Here is a 22,708-nt window from a genome sequence, read left to right as displayed (position 1 = left end):
GATAAAATGGTCCAGCCTCTTTTTTATCCAGTGGATCTGTGTCAAATGTGGTATAATGAAAGGTAAGAATTTATTGGATAGCGGAGAGTTTCCATGCAACATTCCCCCTGGCATGAAGCCATCAAATCCCATCTTCCGGAAGGGTATTTTCATCAGATTAATGACTTTATGAATGAGGTCTATAGCAAAGGAGTGGTCTATCCACCTCGTGACAAGGTCTTTAAGGCCTTGCAGACGACAGAGATGGATCAGGTCAAGGTCTTGATTTTAGGCCAAGATCCCTACCACGGACCGGATCAAGCGCAAGGCTTAAGTTTTTCTGTGCCGGATCATGTCCCAGCCCCCCCTTCTTTGCAAAATATTCTCAAAGAATTGCGCTCAGATATCGGAGAGAAGCGGTCGCATGATCTGACCTCTTGGGCAGAGCAAGGAGTGCTCTTGCTCAATGCCTGCTTGACGGTTCCTGCTGGTCAGGCCAATGGTCATGCGGGACAAATTTGGGAGCCATTCACAGATGCTGTGATCAAGGTGGTCAATGAGTTGGAGGAGCCTGTTGTCTTTATCCTCTGGGGATCTTATGCCCGTAAGAAAAAGCCTCTGATTACCCACGATCGACATTTGGTCCTTGAATCAGCTCACCCAAGTCCCTTATCGGCCTACCGAGGATTCTTTGGTTCCCAACCCTTTTCAAAAACCAATCAATTTTTGAAAGAGACGGGACGCGAGCCGATTGATTGGTTAAGATAGGAGAAAGAAATGCCACAATTAGCAACGATTTGTTACATTGACAATGGGAAAGAATTTCTCATGCTGCATCGCAATAAAAAGCCCAATGATGTCCATGAAGGTAAATGGATCGGAGTTGGAGGAAAATTAGAACGCGGGGAAACCCCACAGGAGTGTGCTGCGCGTGAGATTTTTGAGGAGACGGGCCTTAGAGGCAAGCCAGTCTTAAAAGGGATCATTACCTTTCCCGAGTTTACTCCAGATTTGGACTGGTACACCTATGTCTTCAAGGTAACAGATTTTGAGGGAGAACTGATCGAGTGTAACGAAGGGACCTTGGAGTGGGTACCTTATGATCAAGTCCTCTCAAAACCAACCTGGGAAGGGGACCACACCTTTGTCGAGTGGTTGTTGGAGGATAAACCCTTCTTTTCAGCAATGTTTCGCTATGACGGCGACCGCTTGTTAGAGTCGCATGTTGATTTTTATGAATAAAGGAGAATGCAATGGTTGTCATTAAAAATGGTCGCGTAATGGATCCCAAAACTGGCTTGGATCAAGTCTGTGATCTTCGCATTGAAGGAAAGAAAATTGTAGAGATCGCTGAAAACCTCCCAACGGATGGACAAGAAATCCTTGATGCTACTGGTCTGGTGGTTGCTCCTGGTTTGATCGATGTACACGTGCATTTCCGTGAACCCGGTCAAACTCATAAAGAAGACATCCATACGGGTGCCTTAGCCGCAGCTGCTGGTGGTTTTACTCGAGTGGTCATGATGGCCAATACCAATCCGACCATTTCAGATATTGCCACCTTAGAGGAAGTCTTAACTTCTGCAGCCAAGGAAAATCTTCACATTCATACGGTTGCGACGGTGACTAAGAACTTTGACGGTCAACACCTGACAGATTTTGAAGGATTGCTTAAGGCCGGTGCAGTAGGATTTTCAGATGATGGGATTCCCCTTCAAAGCACTAAGGTTGTCCGTCAAGCCTTGGAAGAGGCTAAGCGTCTAGGAACCTTTATTAGTCTGCATGAAGAAGACCCTGAGTTGAATGGCATTCTTGGTTTGAATGAGAACATTGCTAAGGAACACTTCCATGTCTGTGGGGCGACGGGTGTAGCCGAATATTCAATGGCTGCGCGTGATGCCATGATTGCCCATGCGACAGGTGCTCACCTCCATATCCAACACCTTTCCAAGGAAGAAAGTGTCAAGGTGGTGGAATTTGCCCAAGGATTAGGAGCTCATGTGACGGCAGAAGTGGCACCTCAACACTTTTCGAAAACAGAAAGTCTGCTCTTGACTAAGGGAAGCAATGCTAAGATGAATCCACCTCTTCGCTTGGAATCTGACCGTCTAGCAGTGATTGAAGGTTTGAAATCAGGCGTCATCTCTGTGATTGCGACGGACCACGCGCCTCACCATGCAGATGAGAAGAATGTTCCTGATATTACCAAAGCACCATCTGGCATGACTGGGCTTGAAACTTCGCTTTCTCTTGGTTTGACCTACTTGGTGCATGCTGGCCATTTAAGCCTGATGCAATTGCTTGAAAAGATGTCCTATAATCCAGCACGTCTCTATGATTTTGATGCCGGATATATTGCAGTGGATGGACCGGCTGATTTAACCATCTTTGATCCAGAAGCAGATCGTCTGGTATCGGATCATTTCGCTTCAAAAGCTGGCAATTCACCATTTGTGGGTGAAACATTAAAAGGGAAAGTTGCCTATACAATCTGTGATGGACAAGTGATTTTTCAAGGATAAGCGATCGTACTCATATGAATCTCAAAAAAATGATGCAAGGCTTGGTATTCTTTTTAACCAGCCTTCTTGTCTTTGTCTTTCTATTTCGTGCTCTGCTACCAACTGCGTCCCCTCGCATGACCAAGCCCAAAACGGCTACGAAAGAAATCACCTATACTTATGTAGCTCTAGGGGATTCACTGACCGAAGGAGTAGGGGATAGCACCAAGCAAGGGGGATTTGTCCCCATCCTTGCCCAAAGTCTGTCCAATGAAAATGACGGCCAGTATCAGCCTGTCAACTATGGAGTAGCTGGAAATACAAGTGCTCAGATCTTAGATCGACTCAAGAAGCAAACTGATCTTCAGAAGGATCTCAAAAAGGCGCGTGTCATGACCTTAACGGTTGGGGGAAATGATATGCGCAAAGTCGTTGTCGATCATCTGAGTGACTTTTCCCTATCGGATATCCAAAAGCCGCTCAAGAATTATACAGCGAACCTCAAAGAAATTATTACAAAGGCCAGAAAGGACAATCCCCATCTTCCTATTTATGTAGTGGGGATCTACAATCCTCTTTACCTGAATTTTCCTGAATTAACCAGTATCCAGACGGCTGTCGATCGTTGGAATGAGACGACGGAAGAAACCATTGCGCAATTTGATCAGGTCTATTTCGTTCCGATCAATGATCTGCTTTATAAAGGAATTGACGGGGAAATGGGTGTATCAGAAATCAGTGACGGGAAGACAACCGTTATCAATGATGCCCTGTATGAAGAGGATAGTTTCCACCCCAACAATACGGGCTATGAAAAGATGAAACAAGCAATATTGGAGAAAATCAATGCCACGAAGAAAACTTGGAGTCAAAAATAATCCCATCAAAGAGAAGGTCCCCTTCCTTCAAAAAATCAATATTTGGAAATGGTTGTTTTTAGGCTTGGTCAGCCTTCTCTTAGCCTTTGCTATAGTCGTGCAAGGACGCTTAGCGACGCCAAGAGAAGATGTTAGTCAGCTTCATCAAACAGTTGGCACCAAAGATGTCAAAGTTGGAACCATGACGACAACTCGTGATCAACTCAATGACACCATCAAATCGCTTCTGAAAAAATATAAGCTGTCCGACTACAAGGTCTATGCGGACAATCAGCAAATCCTATTAGAAGGGCAGTTGAGTTTCTTAGGGAAGGATTATCCCTTATACATTTACTTTCAACCATCCAAATTGGAAAACGGGAACATCCTCTTGACGGTGAAGGATTTTTCAGTTGGAACCTTTCAAATTCCACAAAGGATGGTTTTGCAGCTTTTGAGCAAGAATAAAACTATTCCAGAATTTATCCAAATTTCTCCAAAACAGTCTACCATCACCATTGTATTACCAGAAATTGACAATGACTTTGGAATCTATGTCAAGGCCAATACCATTGATCTCTATAATGACAAGATCGTTTTTGATTTGTATCAGAAGAAGTAGGGCGAAAGCTCTATTTTGTTTCTATTCAAAAAATTCAGAATATTGTAGAAAATTCTTGACATTGATTCTTCCCTATGCTAAAATACTAAACAAGACATTGAACAAAGGAGAAAGTCAAACATGAAAACAGCTAAGTTTATTCAATTTGCTTTGTTGTTGAGGTATAAGGGCTAGTGCAGAAGCATTAGTCCTGTTTGGCTTACCAAGCGGGCAAAAACATCTCGCTTGGTTAACCGAGTGAGATGTTTTTCTTTATATCCACTACATAGAAATGAGGAGACCCTATGCGTAAAGTTGAATTTTTAGATACCAGCCTTCGGGATGGCGAACAGACTCCAGGAGTTAATTTCTCTATCAAAGAAAAGATTGCCATTGCTAAACAATTGGAAAAGTGGGGCATTTCTGCTATTGAAGCAGGTTTTCCTGCAGCTAGTCCTGATTCCTTCACAGCTGTTCAAGAGATTGCCAAGGTCTTGACCAAGACAGCCGTGACAGGTTTGGCCCGTTCTGTCAAATCAGATATTGATGCCTGCTATGAAGCTTTGAAGGATGCTAAGTATCCACAAATTCACGTCTTTATCGCAACCAGTCCGATTCACCGGGAGTTTAAACTCAACAAGACAAAGGAAGAAATCCTTGAAACGATCAAAGAGCACGTTTCTTACGCTCGCTCAAAATTTGAAATTGTTGAATTCTCGCCAGAAGATGCGACCCGGACGGAATTGGATTTCCTCTTGCAAGTTGTCCAGACTGCAGTCGATGCAGGGGCCAGCTATATCAACATTCCTGATACAGTCGGTTTCACGACACCAGCGGAGTACGGTGCCATTTTCAAATACTTGATTGACCATGTCAAGACAGATCGCGAGATTATCTATTCTCCTCATTGCCATGATGACCTAGGTATGGCGGTGGCCAATAGCCTCGCTGCTGTTAAAAATGGTGCCCGTCGTGTTGAAGGAACCATCAATGGCATCGGGGAGCGGGCCGGCAATGCGGCGCTTGAAGAAGTAGCAGTTGCTCTCAATATTCGTGAAGACTATTTCCAAGTGGAGAGTCCGATTGTCCTTAATGAAACCATCAACACCTCTGAGTTGGTCTCTCGTTACTCTGGTATTCCAATTCCTAAAAACAAGGCGGTTGTTGGTGGCAATGCCTTCTCACACGAGTCTGGGATCCACCAAGACGGAGTTCTTAAAAATCCTCTTACCTACGAAATCATTACCCCTGAGTTGGTGGGTGTTAAGAGCAATAGTCTCCCTCTTGGAAAATTGTCTGGTCGCCATGCCTTTGTCGAAAAACTGCATGAGCTGGGACTGGAATTTACAGAAGAAGACATCAAGCCATTGTTTGCTAAGTTCAAATCTCTGGCAGACAAGAAACACGAGATCACAGATGCCGATATCCGCGCCCTTGTTGCCGGTACAGCAGTGGAAAATCCAGAAGGATTCCAATTTAACGATCTTCGCTTGACAACCAATGCAGACGAAACGATTACAGCAGCGGTTAGCCTCCGCAATGAAGAAGGGGAAGTGCTTGAGTTCCTTGCCAATGGTCAAGGGTCGGTTGAAGCGATCTTTAATGCGATTGATAAATTCTTCAACCAAACTGTTCGCTTGACCTCATACAATATCGATGCAGTGACAGATGGGATTGATGCCCAAGCCCGTGTCTTGGTATCCGTGGAAAATGTCGATACAGATACGATTTTCAATGCCTCTGGTTTGGACTTCGACGTATTGAAAGCCTCTGCCATTGCTTATATCAATGCCAACACGCTGGTTCAAAAAGAGAATGCGGGTGAGATGGGACGAGCTGTCTCCTACCGTGACCTTCCACAAGACTAAGAGGAAATGAACATGACAAAGAAAATTGTAACACTTGCAGGAGATGGGATTGGCCCTGAGATCATGGCAGCTGGACTAGAGGTCCTCGCAGCCGTCGCTCCCAAAATCGGCTTTGATTATAGTCTTGAAGACAAACCTTTTGGGGGTGCTGGGATTGATGCCGCTGGCCACCCACTTCCCCAAGATACTCTAAAAGCAGCTAAAGGAGCGGATGCTATTCTTCTCGCAGCCATCGGGAGTCCTGAGTATGACAATGCTCCTGTTCGTCCAGAACAAGGCCTGCTCGCTATTCGTAAGGAGTTAAATCTATTTGCCAATATTCGTCCTGTACGGATTTTTGATGCCTTGAAACACTTGTCTCCTTTGAAACCAGAGCGTATCGAGGGGGTCGATTTCGTGGTCGTGCGAGAATTGACAGGTGGGATTTACTTTGGAGAGCATATCTTGAAAGAAGATACAGCACGCGATATCAATGATTACAGTGCAGAAGAAATCCGTCGGATTATGCGCCAAGCCTTCAAGATCGCCCAAGGACGTAGCAAGAAAGTGACCAGTATCGATAAGCAAAATGTCCTGGCAACGTCTAAATTGTGGCGCCAAGTGGCAGAAGAAGTTGCCAAAGAATTTCCAGATGTGACCTTAGAGCACCAGCTTGTCGATAGTGCGGCCATGATCATGATTACCAATCCAGCCCGCTTTGATGTTGTAGTGACAGAGAATCTATTCGGAGATATCTTATCTGACGAATCCAGCGTCCTTCCTGGAACACTAGGCGTGATGCCATCTGCTAGTCATTCTGACCAAGGACCAAGTATGTACGAACCGATTCATGGTTCAGCACCTGATATTGCTGGTCAAGGCATTGCCAATCCGATTTCCATGATCCTGTCCGTTGCCATGATGCTCCGAGACAGTTTTGGAGAAACAGCAGGTGCAGAAATGATCGAAGAAGCCGTCAATCAAACCTTGAATCAAGGAATCTTGACACGGGATCTAGGTGGTCAGGCTTCTACTGCTGAGATGACTGCAGCCATTATTGGGAATCTCTAAGATGACTTGGAGAGATCGCTGTTTAGTTGTTATTGCTATTTGGAATAGTATCGTATTTCTGACCTATGGTTTAGATAAACGAAAAGCCATCCAAAACAGATGGCGGATTCCTGAAAAGGTCCTGTTACTCGAGAGCTGGATGCTTGGTGGATTCGGAGCTCTACTAGGTGGATATCTCTTTCACCACAAGGTGCGGAAATGGTATTTTCAAGCTAGCTGGTGGGGCAGTAGCCTTCTTTTAGCAGGTGCCCTCTTTCTAATCCTTCAATGGATTTCCTAACAAGAAGATAAATGGAGAAAGATGATGAGTGGAAAATCTATCTTTGATAAACTTTGGGACCGCCACGTGATTACAGGAGTGGAAGGGCAACCCCAACTCATGTATGTGGACCAACACTATATCCACGAAGTGACGAGTCCGCAAGCCTTTCAAGGATTACGGGATGCAGGTCGCAAGGTTCGACGACCCGATTTAACCTTTGGAACCTTTGATCACAATGTTCCAACGGTCAATATTTTTGATATTCGAGATGTGATTTCAAAAGCCCAGATTGATAAATTAGCTGAGAATGTGGTGGACTTTGGGATTGATCATGCTGCCCATGGTTCTGCTAAGCAAGGAATCGTTCATATGGTGGGCCCTGAAACCGGTCGGACCCAGCCTGGGAAATTTATTGTCTGTGGAGACAGCCATACCGCAACCCACGGAGCCTTTGGTGCCATTGCCTTTGGGATTGGAACCAGTGAAGTGGAGCATGTCTTTGCTACCCAAACCATTTGGCAAGTCAAACCAAAGAAAATGTTGGTTGAATTCACCGGAACCCCACAAAAAGGGATCTATTCAAAGGATTACATCCTAGCTTTGATCGCGCGCTACGGTGTTGCTTGTGGAGTTGGCTACGTTGTAGAGTATCGGGGAGAAGCAATTGATCGCTTGACCATGGAAGAACGCATGACTATCTGTAACATGTCGATCGAGTTTGGGTCCAAAATGGGGATCATGAATCCAGATGAGACGACCTTTGACTACCTCCGAGGACGTGAATGTGTGCCAGATGATTTTGAGGCCGCAGTAGCTGATTGGAAGACTCTGGTTAGTGATGACGATGCCGTTTATGATAAGGTCATCCGTATGGATGTATCTGATCTTGCTCCGATGGTGACTTGGGGGACCAATCCTTCTATGGGAGTGGACTTCGAGACTCCTTTTCCAGAGTTTCGCGACATGAATGATGAACGGGCTTATCATTATATGGATCTAGAACCTGGCCAAAAACCAGCAGACATTGAACTAGGCTATATCTTTATCGGTTCTTGTACCAATGCGCGTCTCAGCGATTTGGAGTTGGCAGCCAAGTTTGTGAAAGGCAAAAAAATTGCGCCAAACTTAACTGCTATTGTGGTACCTGGATCTCGTCCGGTAAAGCAAGCCGCCGAAAAATTAGGCTTAGACAAGATCTTCATGGATGCGGGCTTTGAATGGCGTGATCCAGGATGCTCCATGTGTCTAGGAATGAATCCGGACAAGGTGCCGGATGGAGTCCACTGTGCCTCTACTAGCAACCGGAACTTTGAAGACCGCCAAGGATTTGGGGCTAAAACCCATCTCTGTAGCCCAGCAATGGCCGCTGCAGCAGCAATTGCCGGTCGCTTTGTCGACGTGCGCCAAATGCCAGAAGTCGAGTAAAAGGAGGAAGCATGGAGAAATTTACCATTTATACGGGAACAACAGTTCCTTTGATGAACGATAATATTGATACCGACCAAATCCTCCCCAAGCAATTTTTAAAGTTGATTGATAAAAAAGGTTTTGGGAAATACCTCATGTATGCTTGGCGCTATTTGGATGACCAATATACTGAGGATCCAGATTTTATCTTTAACAAGCCAGAATACCGCAAGGCGACCATTTTGATCACTGGTGACAATTTTGGAGCTGGTTCCTCTCGGGAGCACGCAGCCTGGGCTTTAGCTGATTATGGCTTTAAAGTTGTTATCGCTGGATCTTTCGGAGATATCCATTACAATAATGAGCTCAATAATGGCATGCTGCCGATTGTCCAACCACTAGAGGTTCGTCAACAATTGGCAAGTTTGAAGCCGACAGATCCAGTGACGGTGGATTTGGAAGAGCAGAAGATCATCTCGCCTGTTGGAGAGTTTCGCTTTGAGATCGATCAAGATTGGAAGCACAAATTGCTCAATGGCTTGGATGATATCGGGATTACGCTTCAGTATGAAGACTTGATTGCAGCTTATGAGAAGAACCGGCCAGCTTACTGGCAATGATAAAATTGTATACTTAATTACGAATTTTCTGAAAATATATTGAATTTGAGACTATTTTTTGATACAATACTAAAAAGAATAGAAAAGGAAAGAGACTTATGACAAAACACATTCAATGGGACGGACAACTTTCACAAGAAGGATTTGATATTCTTAAAGGAGAGGGTGGCTGTATCGTCTGCCCTACCAAAGTCGGCTACATCATCATGACCAGTGATAAGGCTGGCTTGGAACGTAAATTCGAAGCCAAAGAACGCAACCGCAACAAACCAGGTGTGGTTCTCTGCGGAAGCATGGATGAACTTCGTGCCCTTGCGCAATTGAATCCTGAAATTGAAGCCTTCTACCAAAAACATTGGGATGAAGATATCTTGCTTGGTTGTATCCTTCCTTGGCGTGAAGATGCCTATGCAAAATTGCAAGCTTTCGGAGATGGACGTGAAGAACTCATGACAGACGTTCGTGGAACTTCATGCTTTGTCATCAAATTTGGTAAAGCTGGTGAGCAAATCGCCAAAGAAATGTGGGAAAAAGAAGGCAAAATGGTTTACGCTTCTTCAGCCAACCCTTCAGGTAAAGGAAACCGCGGGAAGGTTGAAGGAATCGGTGAGCGCATCGAAGGTGCCGTGGACTTAGTCATCGAAGCAGATGATTATGTAGCTTCTATCCAACCAGACAAGACCATTGAAACGCGCTATGAACAAGGCGTGATGGTCTCTATGGTTGATGCCGAAGGAAAACTCATCCCAGAACAAGGAGCAGGTAGCCGTTCTGTCAATACTTGTCCAGTTGTGATCCGTAAGGGATTGGATATTGATAAGATCATGATGCACTTATCTGATCATTTCAACTCTTGGAACTATCGCCAAGGGGAATACTATTAAGAAATAGAAAACAGCATTCCATTTGGGATGCTTTTTTTGTGAAAGGATAAAAGATGGTATAATAAAGTCAAACGATGTTCCAATAGAAGGGGAAGTGGTATGGTCTCCAGAAAAGCATTTATCGATAAAGCCAATCAGGAAGGTTTTTCCTTCAACATCCAAATCCCATGGTGGACGTACAATAACTTCAAGTCATTAGTTTGGAGAAAAAGGCTCTCTGAGGAGCAACTCTATCAGATCTTTCTTTTACTTTGTAGAGAGGTAGAAGACCGGCAAATGCAAGCTGTAGCGGATAAGAGAAAGTATCAGACCGGATTTTATGTAGCTGCATGTAATGGCCACGAGTTTCGCTTTGAGTTTGCTTTTAAAAAGAACCAAGAACTAAGAGTTTATAATTTATTTGAGACCGTCAATGGTCGTAAGAAACTAACCTTGATGGATCTGCTTGATTACATAATGGATTGACTGTGTATAGAAACAATAAGGGTTCACTACAAATTGATAAAAGAAAGAGTAGTTCTATGATTTCAAGAGATGCATTTTTAGAAAGAATCAACCAAGAGGGATTCTCATTTAGTATTGACATCCCGCGCAGGAATTTTTCGGATTTTTCATCATTAGTTCGGAGAAGAAGAATTTCAGAAGAAGACCTCTATCAGCTGTTTTATAACTATTGTCAGGAGCTAGAAAACTGTTTGAAAGAAGCAGGGGAGAAACGACGATTACTCTTCAATAAATTTCCAGTTAGCCCCGTTCATGATAAATATAAAACGAAATTTGATACAGTGGCACCCAACGGACGCGAATTCCGCTTTGAGTTTGTCTTTAGCAATGACAATCGTTTAAAAGTTTATCATCTTATCGAAACGGTTAATGGTCGTAGGAAAAAAACACCTATGGAAATACTGATGGACCTAGTCGATGCTTTATAGTGGATACTGATCTAAGAGAAATCTTATGAGATACCTATTTCTTCTTGATTCCATTGAGCCTAGTGACTATAATGAGTGAGTTTAATAAAGCTACAGGTAGACTCTTGTTCCTCTGCTTGTTTGCTCTTGCTTTTTTATGTTGTACTATTTGTAATCATCACAGCTCCAGTAGTTTTATTAAACCGACCTTTCCTATTTGATCGCCTAATAGCTAGTAGTTATTGAAGTACGGTTGGGAAATAGACAAAAGACAAAAAGGACTCTATTTTTACGTTAGAGACCTTTTTGACAAGTAGGGGTTGAACTGTAAAGCTGGTGAATGGTAGTAAGAGTTTTCTAACTGGTTGAAATTTGGTACACTAGAGTTATGAAGATGGAAGATACAATTAAAAAAGGGATCATTATAGGAGCTACAGGAGGGATTGGTCGTCAATTAGCGAAAGAATTGGCACAACGTTTGGAGCATCTGATTTTAGTGAGTCGAGATGCTGACAAACTCTCCCAAGTCCAAAAAGAACTAACTGGGAGTAAGGCGCAGCTTTCAATCCTAACATTAGATATGCTAGATCAAGTGGCTCTAGAAGCTTTTGTAGAGAGTCTAGATGCTGATCTTCTCGTCAATTGTTCGGGACTAGCCTATTTTTCCCTAGGATGTGAACTTGATTCAGCCAGTGAGCAAGACCTCTGGCAAGTCAACTACCATGCTCCGGTTCAACTAATTAAGCAATTAGTGAAGAAGAATCATAAGATCCAGCTAGTCCAGTTGTCATCTCTGGCTACTCTTTTTCCTCATCCCTATCTAGCAGCCTATAGTGCCAGTAAGGCTGCCTTGCAGACCTACACTCTTGCTCTCCAGGAGGAACTGAGGCAATCAGATTCCCCGATTCAGCTAGGTCTCTATATTCTTGGACCAGTCCAAACAGCTATTTTTCCTCCCAAACTAGTAGAAGCATTGGGTGGCAGTCGCTTGCAGATGAAGCCTGAGAAAGTCGCTCAGCAGTTGATCCGATTTATAGAAAGGGATACTTCCTATGCTATTATCGGGCTTCGCTATCGCTTGCTAGTTTGGCTAGGTCGCTTGCTTCCCCAAAGGTGGATCATCCGTCTCCTTGCTATATATTTAAAAAAGGGACTTAATAGATGAAATTTGTATTTATATTTTTAGCCGTTACTTATCTTCTCTTATTTCTCATCCGTTGGTTGCTGTCCTTCACTTATTATAAAAAAAGTCAGGTTCATATTGCGGACTTTCCTGAACAGCTTTTTACAGTGGTTCAACCCATCCTTTCTGGGGATCCTCGTTTAGAGAGTGATTTGCGGGCCAATCTCCAGCAAACTGAAGCAGTAGAATTCTACTGGTTGATTGATCAGTCTGATACAGAAGCCCAGCGAGTAGCAGATCAGATTTGTCAAGAGGCATCCTTTGCCCAACGCATTCGAATTTTTCTCATTGAAGACGTCCCTCAGGGGATTAATCCCAAGAGTTACAAGATTGAGCAGGTTGTAGAGGAGCTGACCCGTTCATATCTGATTGTTTTGGACGATGATAGTGTGATTGATTTTTCTAAAATGGGTGAGCTGACCGCCTATTTGGGTCAAGAGGTCATTCTGACAGGTATTCCTTATAACCAGGAGAGAAGCAATTTCTGGTCCAAGCTGGTCGCAGCATTTGTAAATGGCAATTCTTTTATTACCTATTTTACCATGGCAGAAGTTGAGGCGAATCACTCAATCAACGGGATGTTCTATATCCTACCGGTAGAACTTGCAAAAGACCAGGGGCTTTTCACAGCGATTAAGGATTATCTATGTGATGATTTAGCCGTAGCCGATTTTTTAAGGAGTAAAGGAGTATCCATTATCCAAACACGGGTCACCTGTAATGTTCGAACCACTATCAAGGACGCCAAGCAATATCTGCTCCAGATGAAGCGTTGGCTTCTCTTTAGCTCTATCTACCTCAAAGAACACCTGGATTGGAAGCTGTTTAGTCTCATAGGTTTACCAAGTTTTCTACCTCTTCCAACTTTGATCTTAAGTATCATTTTAGGATGGCCTTATCTTCTTCTAGCCTTAAGCTTACTAGTATTCAAGGCAGTTTGGATGCTCCTCTATCGACAAAGCATTCTTCCCACTCACCTCCACTTGGATGAAGTCATCTATGAAGTGCTGAATGATCTCCTGCTTCCTTGGCTGTTTATCTATGTTCTGATGACTCCTCCTGTGATAAACTGGCGGGGACGGAAGATTCGTGTGACGGACGGAAAGATTCGTTATGAGTAAGATGAAGTCCTATCTAGATCGCTTGTCTGATTTATCTCTTGATTAGACCATGCTAAACTCTAATCGCTTGGTTCTCTTTCTCAGTGGGAGCAGTGATGTCACTTGTGCCGGGCTGACAGCTGGGCAGCTAGACCTCCTCCATGCGATTTGTCCATCAGGTTATAGAGTAGTAGAGAGTAATTTTCCCTTCAATCAAGATTTTGAACATATAAAATTTCCTCAAGTATCCCTACTGTCGGCTTCTGCATCCAATATCATCTATTATTGGCATACCATTTTGAACTCTCGCTTTCAAAAGCTCTTACAACAACACTTGTCTCCCTTACTGTTAGTGCAAGAAGTAGTTCTTGTTTGTAAGAGTTCAGGGATTAATATGCTGACCCAGTGGCTTAGAAGTGTAGGGAAGGAGGTATCCTTGCCAAGGCTGCGTGTAATAGCGCTTGGCCCTGTTTCCCAGCTTCTTTTAAGTCAAAAGGAGATAGAGGTATTGGTTATCAAAGGCAAAAAAGATCCTTATTCACGAATTTTGGACCGCCATTCAGCGGATATCCAAGTGGATACGGATCATTATAGTTATGAATACAGAGAAGATGTGAAAGGAATCATCTATGACTGGATTAGACAAAGTGATAAAAATCGATGTGATTAGCGTCCCCTTTAGTGGTCATTTATTTCCGACTTTGACTTTGGTCAAGCCCTTGCTGGAGGATCCTCGTTTTCAGGTTCGAGTCATCACAGGTTTTCAAAAAAAGGAATTGGTTGAGCAGATTGGTTTTGACTGCCTTGCCTTGTTTCCTGACCGTCCGACAGTCATGGAAGATATAGCCAATACAGCCAAGCAAGCAAATCTCTTTATCATGTACCAACAATTAGGGGCTAATAGCAAACTGATTCCTGAAGTTTTCAACGAGATAAATCGAATTTGGGACTCTGAAGGACAACCAGACTTGATTATTGCAGATTTTGTAGCCGCTCCTGCTGGAGTTTTAGCAGATCGTTTGGGCATTCCTTGGATTACGACCATTCCAAGTCCAGTAGCGATTGAAAGTCGCACGACTACCCCTGCATATCTAGGAGGATGGAAACCGCATAAGGGGACCTTCTACAAGTGGAGAGATGCTCTGGGGAGGCAAGTCATCCGTCTGGCAAAGAAAGTTGGATTTGCGCTGGTTAAGAAGAATCTTGATACCATACAGGATTTTAAACTCTACCGTGAAGATGGGACAGAAGCGGTCTATTCTCCCTATTCAATCTTGGCTCTAGGCATGAAAGAGTTGGAGTTTAGAGACGATTTTCCGTCCCAGCTTAAATGGGTTGGTTATCGCTGTCTCTCTTTTGATCGACTTCCTCAAGATCAGAAACAGTATTTTACGAGTTCTAAAAAGCGGGTCCTCGTTACCTGTGGCACTCATTTAAAATGGGAAAAAGAGCGGATGGTGGAGTTGGCAAAGCTTTTGAGCCAAGAACATCCTGACTATGTCTTTTACGTAACCCTAGGTGACCCTAATGGTTTGAATCACCCACCCCGGGTGTTGTCAGATAATCTTCTGATTTTTGATTACCTCCCTTATTCAGATGTTCTGGATCAAATGGACTTTGCCATTCATCATGCAGGTGCTGGGATTTTGATGGGGTGTATCGAAGAGGGGATTCCTAGTCTGATTTTGCCCCAGGACTATGACCAGTTTGACAATGCGGTTCGGGCTGAGTTATTCCAAGTAGGATTGGTTTCTCGTAAAAAGACGGATTCCGAAGTCTTGCGTTTATTTAATGAATTGGTTTCTCGGGAAGATTGGAATCATCTAAAGGTCCTCGCTCAACGATGCAAGGCTTATCAACCGACAGAGATGCTTTATCAAGAAATCGAGAGACTCTTGAAAGTGAAGTTATAGAAGAAAGAGGAGGGAGAGACTCCTATTTGCTTTCTTCCAGAGATTTTCTATTTAATGAACATAAAAAACTAGAGCGCTAGCTCTAGTTTTTTGGTTGTTGATGGGTGATATTCTTTCCCCAAGGGATGAGATTTTCTTTTTTCTCTTTGATCCGTTGGATATTGTCCTTGTGACGAAGAATGATCAAGGTTGCTAGGGCCAAGACAATGATTGTAAAAAGCGGATCATAGCTGTGCAAGATCCATCCAGTCAAAGGGAGAAGGAGGACCGAAAGAATGGCGAGTAGCGCAACGGTAACACTCGAAAATGAGATCATACTGGTTAAAAACAGGCTGGCTACAAAATAAACAGCTAAAATGAGTAGCAGGATAGGCGAGAAACCAAGTAAGACACCAGCACTCGTCGCCACTGCCTTTCCACCCTTGAATCCAGCAAAAATTGGGAAAGTGTGCCCCAATACAGCTAAGAGACCAAAGACCATCGGCGAGATCCCCTGAATTCCAAAGAAAGTCGAAAGGAGAACGGCCAAAGTTCCTTTCAAGAAATCAATCGCAAAGACGATGATCCCAGCTTTCTTCCCTAAAATCCGAAAGGTATTGGTCGTTCCTGTATTGCCCGAGCCATGTTCCCGTATATTAATATGGAAAAAGATTTTCCCAATCCATAATCCCGAAGGAATGGAGCCTAACAGATAGGCTAAGATTAAAACACTTATTTCTTTCATCATACCTTCATTATATCAAAAAGCCATCAATAGAAAAAGCAATTTCTGGAGATCAAGTGTGACATCTGAAGAAAGTGTTCAGCCAGCTTTTTGTACTGAGATATAGAAATCTCCATATAAAGAGAAAAAATTTTGCAAAATTTCCTAAAAAACTGTAATATAGAAAAGATGAACAAACAGGAGGTTCCTTGTGGCAAAAAAGGAAATCAATATTAATAATTATAATGACGATGCCATTCAGGTACTAGAAGGGTTGGATGCAGTCCGTAAACGTCCAGGGATGTATATCGGATCGACCGACGGAAATGGCTTGCATCACATGGTCTGGGAGATCGTGGATAATGCGGTCGATGAAGCCTTGTCTGGCTTTGGATCACAAATCGATGTAACGATTAATAAAGATGGTTCTCTATCGGTAGAAGACCAGGGACGTGGAATGCCGACCGGGATGCATGCTATGGGTAAACCAACCGTTGAGGTGATCTTTACAGTCCTCCACGCCGGAGGGAAGTTTGGTCAAGGAGGCTATAAGACATCTGGAGGTCTTCACGGAGTGGGATCTTCTGTCGTCAATGCCCTTTCTAGCTGGCTAGAGGTAGAAATTACCCGTGATGGAGCTGTCTACAAGCAACGTTTTGAAGATGGGGGAAAACCAGTTACGACCCTCGAGAAGATTGGCTCTGCTCCCAAGTCTAAGACAGGGACCAAGGTCACCTTCATGCCAGATCCAACCATCTTTTCAACGACAGATTTCAAATTCAATACCATTGCTGAGCGAATCAAAGAATCAGCCTTCTTGCTGAAGGACGTAACGCTGACGCTGACCGATCTCCGTAAGGAAGAAGACAACCATGTGGCCTTTCATTATGAAAATGGTGTCCAAGATTTCGTAGAGTACTTGAACGAAGACAAGGAAACTTTGACACCTGTTCTCTACTTTAGTGGCGAATCAGATGGTTTTCAGGTAGAAGTGGCCATGCAATACAATGATGGCTACTCAGATAATATCTTGTCCTTCGTTAATAATGTCCGCACCAAAGATGGGGGAACCCATGAGACGGGTCTGAAGACAGCCATTACCAAGGCTATGAACGACTATGCAAGAAAGACAGGGCTCCTCAAAGAAAAAGACAAGAATCTGGAAGGATCAGACTACCGTGAAGGTTTGTCGGCTGTTCTCTCTATCCTGGTTCCAGAAGCTCATTTGCAGTTTGAAGGGCAAACCAAAGACAAATTAGGAAGTCCCTTGGCTCGTCCAGTCGTCGATAGCATTGTTTCTGATAAATTGACCTTCTTCCTTATGGAAAATGGGGAGTTGGCTTCTAATCTCATTCGTAAGGCTATTAAAGCCCGGGATGCGCGTGAAGCAGCTCGAAAAGCGCGGGATGAAAGCCGAAATGGCAAGAAGAGCAAAAAGGACAAAGGACTTTTATCTGGTAAATTGACTCCAGCCCAGTCTAAAAATCCTAAGAAAAATGAACTCTATCTAGTCGAAGGAGACTCTGCTGGCGGTTCTGCCAAACAAGGACGGGACCGGAAGTTCCAAGCGATTCTTCCACTTCGTGGGAAGGTTCTTAATACTGAGAAGGCCAATATGAGTGATATCCTCAAGAACGAGGAAATCAACACCATGATCTATACCATTGGTGCAGGAGTTGGGGCAGATTTCTCTGTGGAAGATGCCAACTACGATAAGATCATTATCATGACCGATGCGGATACAGATGGTGCCCACATTCAAACTCTTCTCTTAACCTTCTTCTATCGCTATATGCGACCTTTGGTAGAAGCTGGACATGTCTACATTGCGCTTCCTCCTCTTTATAAGATGTCCAAAGGCAAAGGCAAGAAAGAAGAAGTGGCCTATGCTTGGACAGATAGCGAATTAGAGGAGTTGCGTCGGACATTTGGCCGTGGAGCAACCCTCCAACGTTACAAAGGGTTGGGGGAAATGAATGCGGATCAGCTTTGGGAAACCACCATGAATCCAGAAACTCGTACCCTGATCCGTGTCACCATTGATGACTTGGCGCGTGCAGAACGCCGTGTCTCTGTCCTTATGGGAGATAAGGCTGCACCACGTCGTCAATGGATTGAAGATAACGTTAAGTTTACCCTGGAAGAAAATACGGTATTTTAATCACTTTCTACTTATAAATTAAATAAGCTGGGATGTAGAAATGGTAAGGAATCGACATGAGAACTGATACAGAAATGATGAATCTGATTTTGCAAATAGCTGATACTCTAGAAGTAGAGGCAATTGCCTTATCCGGATCACGAACGAATCCTCGGGCACCCAAAGACGAGTTTCAAGATTATGATGTGGTCTATATAGTTGAAAATCTGAACGACTTGTTATCTGATTTATCTTGGCTAGACCAGTTTGGAATGCGTCTGATTGAACAGCACAATGTCCTTGGACACCGTCGTCTGTATCTCATGCTCTTTGAAGACGGCAACCGTATCGATTTGACCCTCTGCCCCAAGGAGTCTATCCAAGAGTGGGTGGACAGCGAAGCAAATTTTGAAGTTATAAAAGACGACAAAGGCTTGTTTGAAGTCTATCAGCCTAATTCCAAGCGCTATTGGACAGCTCCGCCTACTGAAGAGGAATTTGCAGCATCCTGCAATGAATTTTGGTGGGTATCGGCTTATATCGTAAAGGCCATTCGAAGAAATCAGCTTATCTATGCGACCGACCACCTCTATGGCATTTGTCAGCAAGAATTGCTTAAGGTCATAGCTTGGCAGGTGACAAGCGATAGGGGAATAGTTGATATCGGAAAGAACTACAAGTACCTCTTCCAGTATCTACCAGCCGGGCAAGAGAAGGAGTTCTCAGCTTTGCTTGATTTATCAAGTTTCGATAAAATCACTCAGTCTTTATTTGCTACCATGGGGCTATTCAATCGAGAAGCTCAAATTCTGGCCCAAGAGATGGGGTTTACTTACGATAAGGAAGTAGCAGAAAAAATGACTTCTTATGCTAAAGAGAAACTTTCGAATCATTCAATGAATCTATTTTAAACTAAAAAAAGGATCCTTTGGTTGCTTGTGGTAACCGATTGCCTTTTTCTACAAAAGACTACTCAACATTCTTTGAAAGGAGTTGAACACGCCCTGAGTGCTGTGTGAAAAAGATAAATTTCTAATTTTCACTTTGTATTTTAAGGGCTTTGTATCTTATGTCTAATATTCAAAATATGTCCTTGGAGGACATCATGGGGGAGCGCTTTGGTCGCTACTCCAAATACATTATTCAAGAACGGGCTCTTCCTGATATTCGGGATGGCTTGAAACCAGTTCAACGACGGATTCTTTATTCGATGAATAAGGATGGCAATACCCATGACAAGGGCTACCGCAAGTCTGCCAAGTCTGTCGGTAATATCATGGGGAATTTCCACCCTCACGGAGACAGTTCCATCTATGATGCCATGGTCCGCATGTCTCAAGACTGGAAGAACCGTGAGATCCTTGTGGAAATGCACGGAAACAATGGTTCCATGGACGGTGATCCACCTGCAGCCATGCGTTATACCGAGGCCCGTTTGTCTGAAATTGCAGGCTATCTTTTGCAAGATATCGAAAAGAATACAGTGCCATTTGCCTGGAACTTTGATGATACAGAAAAAGAGCCAACTGTTTTGCCGGCAGCCTTTCCAAACCTTTTGGTTAATGGAGCTACAGGGATTTCAGCTGGTTACGCGACAGATATTCCACCACATAACCTCGCTGAAGTCATTGATGCCGTGGTCTATATGATCGACCATCCATCTGCCAAGGTAGACAAGCTCATGGAGTTTCTACCTGGACCTGATTTCCCAACTGGTGCCATTATCCAGGGACGGGATGAGATCAAGAAAGCCTATGAAACTGGTAAGGGCCGGGTGGTTGTCCGCTCTAAAACTGAGATCGAGCAGCTCAAGGGCGGTAAGCAGCAAATCGTTGTTACCGAGATCCCTTATGAGATCAATAAAGCAGTCTTGGTCAAGAAGATTGATGATGTCCGGGTCAACAACAAGGTAGCTGGCATCGCAGAGGTTCGGGATGAGTCTGACCGAGATGGTCTTCGCATTGCGATTGAGCTCAAAAAAGATGCCAATGCAGATTTGATTTTGAACTACTTGTTCAAGTATACGGATTTGCAGGTCAACTACAACTTCAATATGGTGGCGATTGACAATTATACCCCTCGTCAAGTGGGGATCGTACCGATTCTCTCTAGCTACATTGCTCACCGTCGGGATATCATTGTCGCTCGCTCGCGCTTTGATAAGGAAAAGGCAGAACGACGGCTCCACATCGTAGAGGGCTTGATCCGCGTGATTTCCATCCTCGATGAAGTCATTGCCTTGATCCGCGCTTCTGAAAACAAGGCAGATGCCAAGGAAAACCTCAAGGTCAGCTACGATTTCACGGAAGAACAAGCAGAAGCTATTGTTACCTTGCAATTGTACCGTTTGACCAATACGGATATCGTGACATTGGAAGAAGAGCATGCCAGTCTCAAGGAGCAAATCGCGACTTTGGCAGCCATCATTGGGGATGAACGGACTATGTTTAACCTCATGAAGAAGGAATTGCGTGAAGTCAAGAAGCTCTTTGGGAATCCGCGTCGCAGTGAATTGCAGGACACGGCTAAAACGATCGAGATTGATACAGCCAGTCTCATTGTCGAAGAGGAAACCTTCGTCAGCGTAACCCGTGCTGGATATATCAAACGGACCTCGCCTCGTTCTTTCAATGCATCAACACTGGAAGAAGTCGGTAAGCGAGACGATGACGAGTTGATTTTCGTAGAGCCTGCTAAGACAACTCAGCATCTCTTACTCTTTACCAACTTGGGGAATGCCATTTATCGACCAATTCATGAATTGACAGATACCAAGTGGAAGGATATCGGAGAGCACCTCAGTCAAACCTTGACCAATTTCGAGCAAGAGGAAGAAATTCTCTTTGCGGAGATTGTGGATCAGTTTGAGGGAGTAACCTATTTTGCAGCAACTCAACAAGGACAAATCAAGCGCTTTGAACGCAAGGAATTGAGCCCATGGCGGACCTATCGTTCTAAATCGACTAAGTACGCTAAGCTAAAAGACCAAGATGACTGTATCGTAGCAGTTGCGCCAGTTGTCCTTGAAGACATCATGATCATTACTAAAAATGGTTACGGGTTGCGCTTCAATATTGAAGAGGTCCCTGTCGTAGGAGCTAAAGCAGCAGGGGTCAAAGCCATTAACCTCAAAGACGGAGATCAAGTTTCTGCCGCCTTTAAGTCGACGACTCCAAGCATGTACATTCTGACCCAGCGAGGCAGTCTCAAAAGGATGTTACAAGACGATATTCCTGTGACCAGTCGGGCTAAACGGGGACTACAGGTCTTGCGTGAGTTGAAAAATAAACCACACCGCGTCTTCAAGGCGGGTCCAGTCTTCACTGACCAGGGAGATTTTGATCTCTTTACGAGCCAAGAAGAAGTGGCAGAACAAGATCAAATTCTTCAGATCACTTCTACAACAGGTCAGGTAACAGAAGTTGATTTAACACAATTAAGCATTTCTGAAAGAACAAGCAATGGATCCTTTGTTAACGATACTATTTCGGATCAAGAAGTTTTTTCAGCTACCATCAAATAAAAGAAAGCGTCGGTCCATTCTAGGACTGACTTTCTTTAAAAATAAATTTTCTGAAAATTGAAAATTTCGCTTGAAATTCTCATGAAATGGTGTACAATAGTGTACATAGATTGAGAAACTGAATCGACCTGCATCAGATCGACAAGGAATAGAAAGAATTAAAAGGAGCACTATTATGACAGTATCACTTGATTGGGAAAACCTTGGCTTTTCATATATGAAATTACCCTATCGTTATTTGGCACATTATCGCAATGGAGCTTGGGAAAAAGGGGAATTGACAGAAGATGCGACCTTACATTTGTCCGAATCTTCTCCAAGTTTGCATTACGGTCAGCAAGCCTTTGAAGGGTTGAAAGCCTACCGTACAAAAGATGGAAGCGTCCAATTGTTCCGTCCAGATGAAAATGCTAAACGTTTGCAACGTACGGCTGATCGTTTGTTGATGCCTCAAGTTCCAACAGATATGTTTGTGGATGCTTGTAAGGCAGTTGTTAAAGCAAATGAAGAGTATGTTCCACCATATGGTACAGGAGCTACCCTTTACCTTCGTCCTCTTTTGATCGGTGTTGGTGATATTATTGGTGTGCATCCAGCAGATGAGTATATCTTTACCATCTTTGCAATGCCTGTCGGTAACTACTTTAAAGGTGGTTTGGTTCCAACGAACTTCTTGATTCAAGATGAGTACGATCGTGCTGCTCCAAATGGTACTGGGGCTGCAAAAGTTGGTGGGAACTATGCAGCTAGTATGTTGCCAGGTAAGATTGCGCATGATCGTAACTTCTCTGACGTGATTTACCTCGATCCAGCGACTCACACCAAGATTGAAGAAGTTGGTTCTGCAAACTTCTTTGGTATCACTGCTAATAACGAATTTGTGACACCATTGAGCCCTTCTATCTTGCCATCTATTACTAAGTACTCTTTGCTTTACCTAGCAGAAAACCGTCTTGGTATGACACCAATTGAAGGGGATGTCTTTATCGATGAGTTGGATCGCTTTGTAGAAGCAGGAGCTTGTGGTACCGCAGCTGTCATCTCTCCGATCGGAGGCGTTCAACATGGGGATGACTTCCATGTCTTCTATTCTGAAACAGAAGTAGGGCCTGTCACACGGAAGCTTTATGACGAGTTGACCGGTATCCAATTTGGTGATGTCGAAGCGCCAGAAGGATGGATTGTCAAAGTCAATTAAACCGAATG

General features: G+C 43.8%; 22 protein-coding genes. 21 read left to right on the top strand and 1 reads right to left on the bottom strand.

The genetic code is table 11. The features are described 5' to 3' along the window. The first annotated feature begins 93 nt into the window (after window positions 1–93). The 17 genes from RDV49_RS07505 (at window position 94) to RDV49_RS07425 (ending at window position 15,136) form a co-directional block, all read left to right on the top strand. Entirely contained in the window at window positions 94–747 is a 654-nt protein-coding gene (locus RDV49_RS07505) for a uracil-DNA glycosylase (RefSeq protein WP_003007122.1), read from the top strand. A 9-nt stretch (window positions 748–756) separates the two neighbouring features. Then, the gene (locus RDV49_RS07500; protein WP_003007124.1) at window positions 757–1,221 is read left to right on the top strand and encodes an NUDIX hydrolase; all 465 of its coding nucleotides are present in this window, start codon (window positions 757–759) and stop codon (window positions 1,219–1,221) included. 11 nt (window positions 1,222–1,232) lie between these two features. Next, a complete protein-coding gene (locus tag RDV49_RS07495; protein ID WP_003007126.1) occupies window positions 1,233–2,501 on the top strand; it encodes a dihydroorotase in 1,269 nt (422 codons plus the stop codon). Between the two features lie 14 nt (window positions 2,502–2,515). Beyond that, the gene (locus tag RDV49_RS07490) at window positions 2,516–3,358 is read left to right on the top strand and encodes an SGNH/GDSL hydrolase family protein (protein WP_003007128.1); all 843 of its coding nucleotides are present in this window, start codon (window positions 2,516–2,518) and stop codon (window positions 3,356–3,358) included. After that, entirely contained in the window at window positions 3,327–3,959 is a 633-nt protein-coding gene (locus RDV49_RS07485; RefSeq protein WP_003007130.1) for a YpmS family protein, read from the top strand. The genes RDV49_RS07490 and RDV49_RS07485 overlap by 32 nt, the downstream gene beginning before the upstream one ends. A gap of 284 nt (window positions 3,960–4,243) precedes the next feature. After that, a complete protein-coding gene (locus RDV49_RS07480) occupies window positions 4,244–5,806 on the top strand; it encodes a 2-isopropylmalate synthase (RefSeq protein ID WP_003007132.1) in 1,563 nt (520 codons plus the stop codon). Between the two features lie 12 nt (window positions 5,807–5,818). Beyond that, window positions 5,819–6,856, top strand: coding sequence for a 3-isopropylmalate dehydrogenase (leuB, locus tag RDV49_RS07475; RefSeq protein WP_037607865.1), 1,038 nt, complete (start codon window positions 5,819–5,821; stop codon window positions 6,854–6,856). A gap of 1 nt (window position 6,857) precedes the next feature. Next, complete coding sequence (locus RDV49_RS07470; RefSeq protein WP_003007136.1) at window positions 6,858–7,136, top strand: DUF1294 domain-containing protein; 279 nt, start codon at window positions 6,858–6,860, stop codon at window positions 7,134–7,136. 24 nt (window positions 7,137–7,160) lie between these two features. Next, on the top strand, window positions 7,161–8,543 hold the full coding sequence (gene leuC, locus RDV49_RS07465) for a 3-isopropylmalate dehydratase large subunit (protein ID WP_037607867.1): 1,383 nt from the start codon (window positions 7,161–7,163) through the stop codon (window positions 8,541–8,543). An 11-nt stretch (window positions 8,544–8,554) separates the two neighbouring features. Then, window positions 8,555–9,145, top strand: a complete 591-nt coding sequence (gene leuD, locus RDV49_RS07460; RefSeq protein ID WP_003007140.1) for a 3-isopropylmalate dehydratase small subunit — start codon at window positions 8,555–8,557, stop codon at window positions 9,143–9,145. Window positions 9,146–9,243: 98 nt separating this feature from the next. Further along, window positions 9,244–10,029 carry an L-threonylcarbamoyladenylate synthase gene (locus RDV49_RS07455; RefSeq protein WP_003003291.1) on the top strand — a complete coding sequence of 262 codons (786 nt, stop codon included), beginning with the start codon at window positions 9,244–9,246 and terminating at the stop codon, window positions 10,027–10,029. Window positions 10,030–10,128: 99 nt separating this feature from the next. Further along, window positions 10,129–10,494, top strand: coding sequence for a hypothetical protein (locus RDV49_RS07450; protein WP_003007142.1), 366 nt, complete (start codon window positions 10,129–10,131; stop codon window positions 10,492–10,494). A 56-nt stretch (window positions 10,495–10,550) separates the two neighbouring features. Beyond that, window positions 10,551–10,961, top strand: coding sequence for a hypothetical protein (locus RDV49_RS07445; RefSeq protein ID WP_037607869.1), 411 nt, complete (start codon window positions 10,551–10,553; stop codon window positions 10,959–10,961). A gap of 367 nt (window positions 10,962–11,328) precedes the next feature. After that, on the top strand, window positions 11,329–12,105 hold the full coding sequence (locus RDV49_RS07440) for an SDR family NAD(P)-dependent oxidoreductase (protein ID WP_003007147.1): 777 nt from the start codon (window positions 11,329–11,331) through the stop codon (window positions 12,103–12,105). Beyond that, on the top strand, window positions 12,102–13,244 hold the full coding sequence (locus tag RDV49_RS07435) for a glycosyltransferase (protein ID WP_003007148.1): 1,143 nt from the start codon (window positions 12,102–12,104) through the stop codon (window positions 13,242–13,244). Before RDV49_RS07440 ends, RDV49_RS07435 begins: the two co-directional genes overlap by 4 nt. Before the next feature lie 49 nt (window positions 13,245–13,293). Beyond that, complete coding sequence (locus tag RDV49_RS07430) at window positions 13,294–13,893, top strand: hypothetical protein (protein WP_003007150.1); 600 nt, start codon at window positions 13,294–13,296, stop codon at window positions 13,891–13,893. After that, window positions 13,853–15,136 carry a glycosyltransferase gene (locus tag RDV49_RS07425; RefSeq protein WP_003007152.1) on the top strand — a complete coding sequence of 428 codons (1,284 nt, stop codon included), beginning with the start codon at window positions 13,853–13,855 and terminating at the stop codon, window positions 15,134–15,136. Before RDV49_RS07430 ends, RDV49_RS07425 begins: the two co-directional genes overlap by 41 nt. An 82-nt stretch (window positions 15,137–15,218) precedes the next feature. On the opposite strand, the gene plsY is transcribed toward RDV49_RS07425, so the two are convergent. Continuing rightward, window positions 15,219–15,863 (bottom strand): glycerol-3-phosphate 1-O-acyltransferase PlsY, encoded by a 645-nt coding sequence (gene plsY, locus RDV49_RS07420; RefSeq protein ID WP_003007154.1) that lies wholly within the window; start codon window positions 15,861–15,863, stop codon window positions 15,219–15,221. Between the two features lie 187 nt (window positions 15,864–16,050). Here plsY and parE point away from each other — a divergent pair, with 187 nt between their 5' ends. The 4 genes from parE (at window position 16,051) to RDV49_RS07400 (ending at window position 22,700) form a co-directional block, all read left to right on the top strand. After that, window positions 16,051–18,000: a DNA topoisomerase IV subunit B gene (parE, locus tag RDV49_RS07415; protein ID WP_003007156.1), complete on the top strand. Its 1,950-nt coding sequence runs from the start codon at window positions 16,051–16,053 to the stop codon at window positions 17,998–18,000. A 56-nt stretch (window positions 18,001–18,056) separates the two neighbouring features. Beyond that, window positions 18,057–18,890 (top strand): aminoglycoside 6-adenylyltransferase, encoded by an 834-nt coding sequence (locus RDV49_RS07410; RefSeq protein WP_003007158.1) that lies wholly within the window; start codon window positions 18,057–18,059, stop codon window positions 18,888–18,890. Between the two features lie 158 nt (window positions 18,891–19,048). Further along, window positions 19,049–21,502 (top strand): DNA topoisomerase IV subunit A, encoded by a 2,454-nt coding sequence (gene parC / locus RDV49_RS07405; protein ID WP_003007159.1) that lies wholly within the window; start codon window positions 19,049–19,051, stop codon window positions 21,500–21,502. Window positions 21,503–21,677: 175 nt separating this feature from the next. Then, entirely contained in the window at window positions 21,678–22,700 is a 1,023-nt protein-coding gene (locus tag RDV49_RS07400; RefSeq protein WP_003007161.1) for a branched-chain amino acid aminotransferase, read from the top strand. Window positions 22,701–22,708: the final 8 nt, after the last annotated feature.

The sequence above is a fragment of the Streptococcus parasanguinis genome (assembly GCF_031582885.1).
In the GTDB taxonomy this organism is placed as follows: Bacteria; Bacillota; Bacilli; order Lactobacillales; family Streptococcaceae; genus Streptococcus; species Streptococcus parasanguinis_M.
This window is presented reverse-complemented; position numbering and strand designations above follow the sequence as displayed.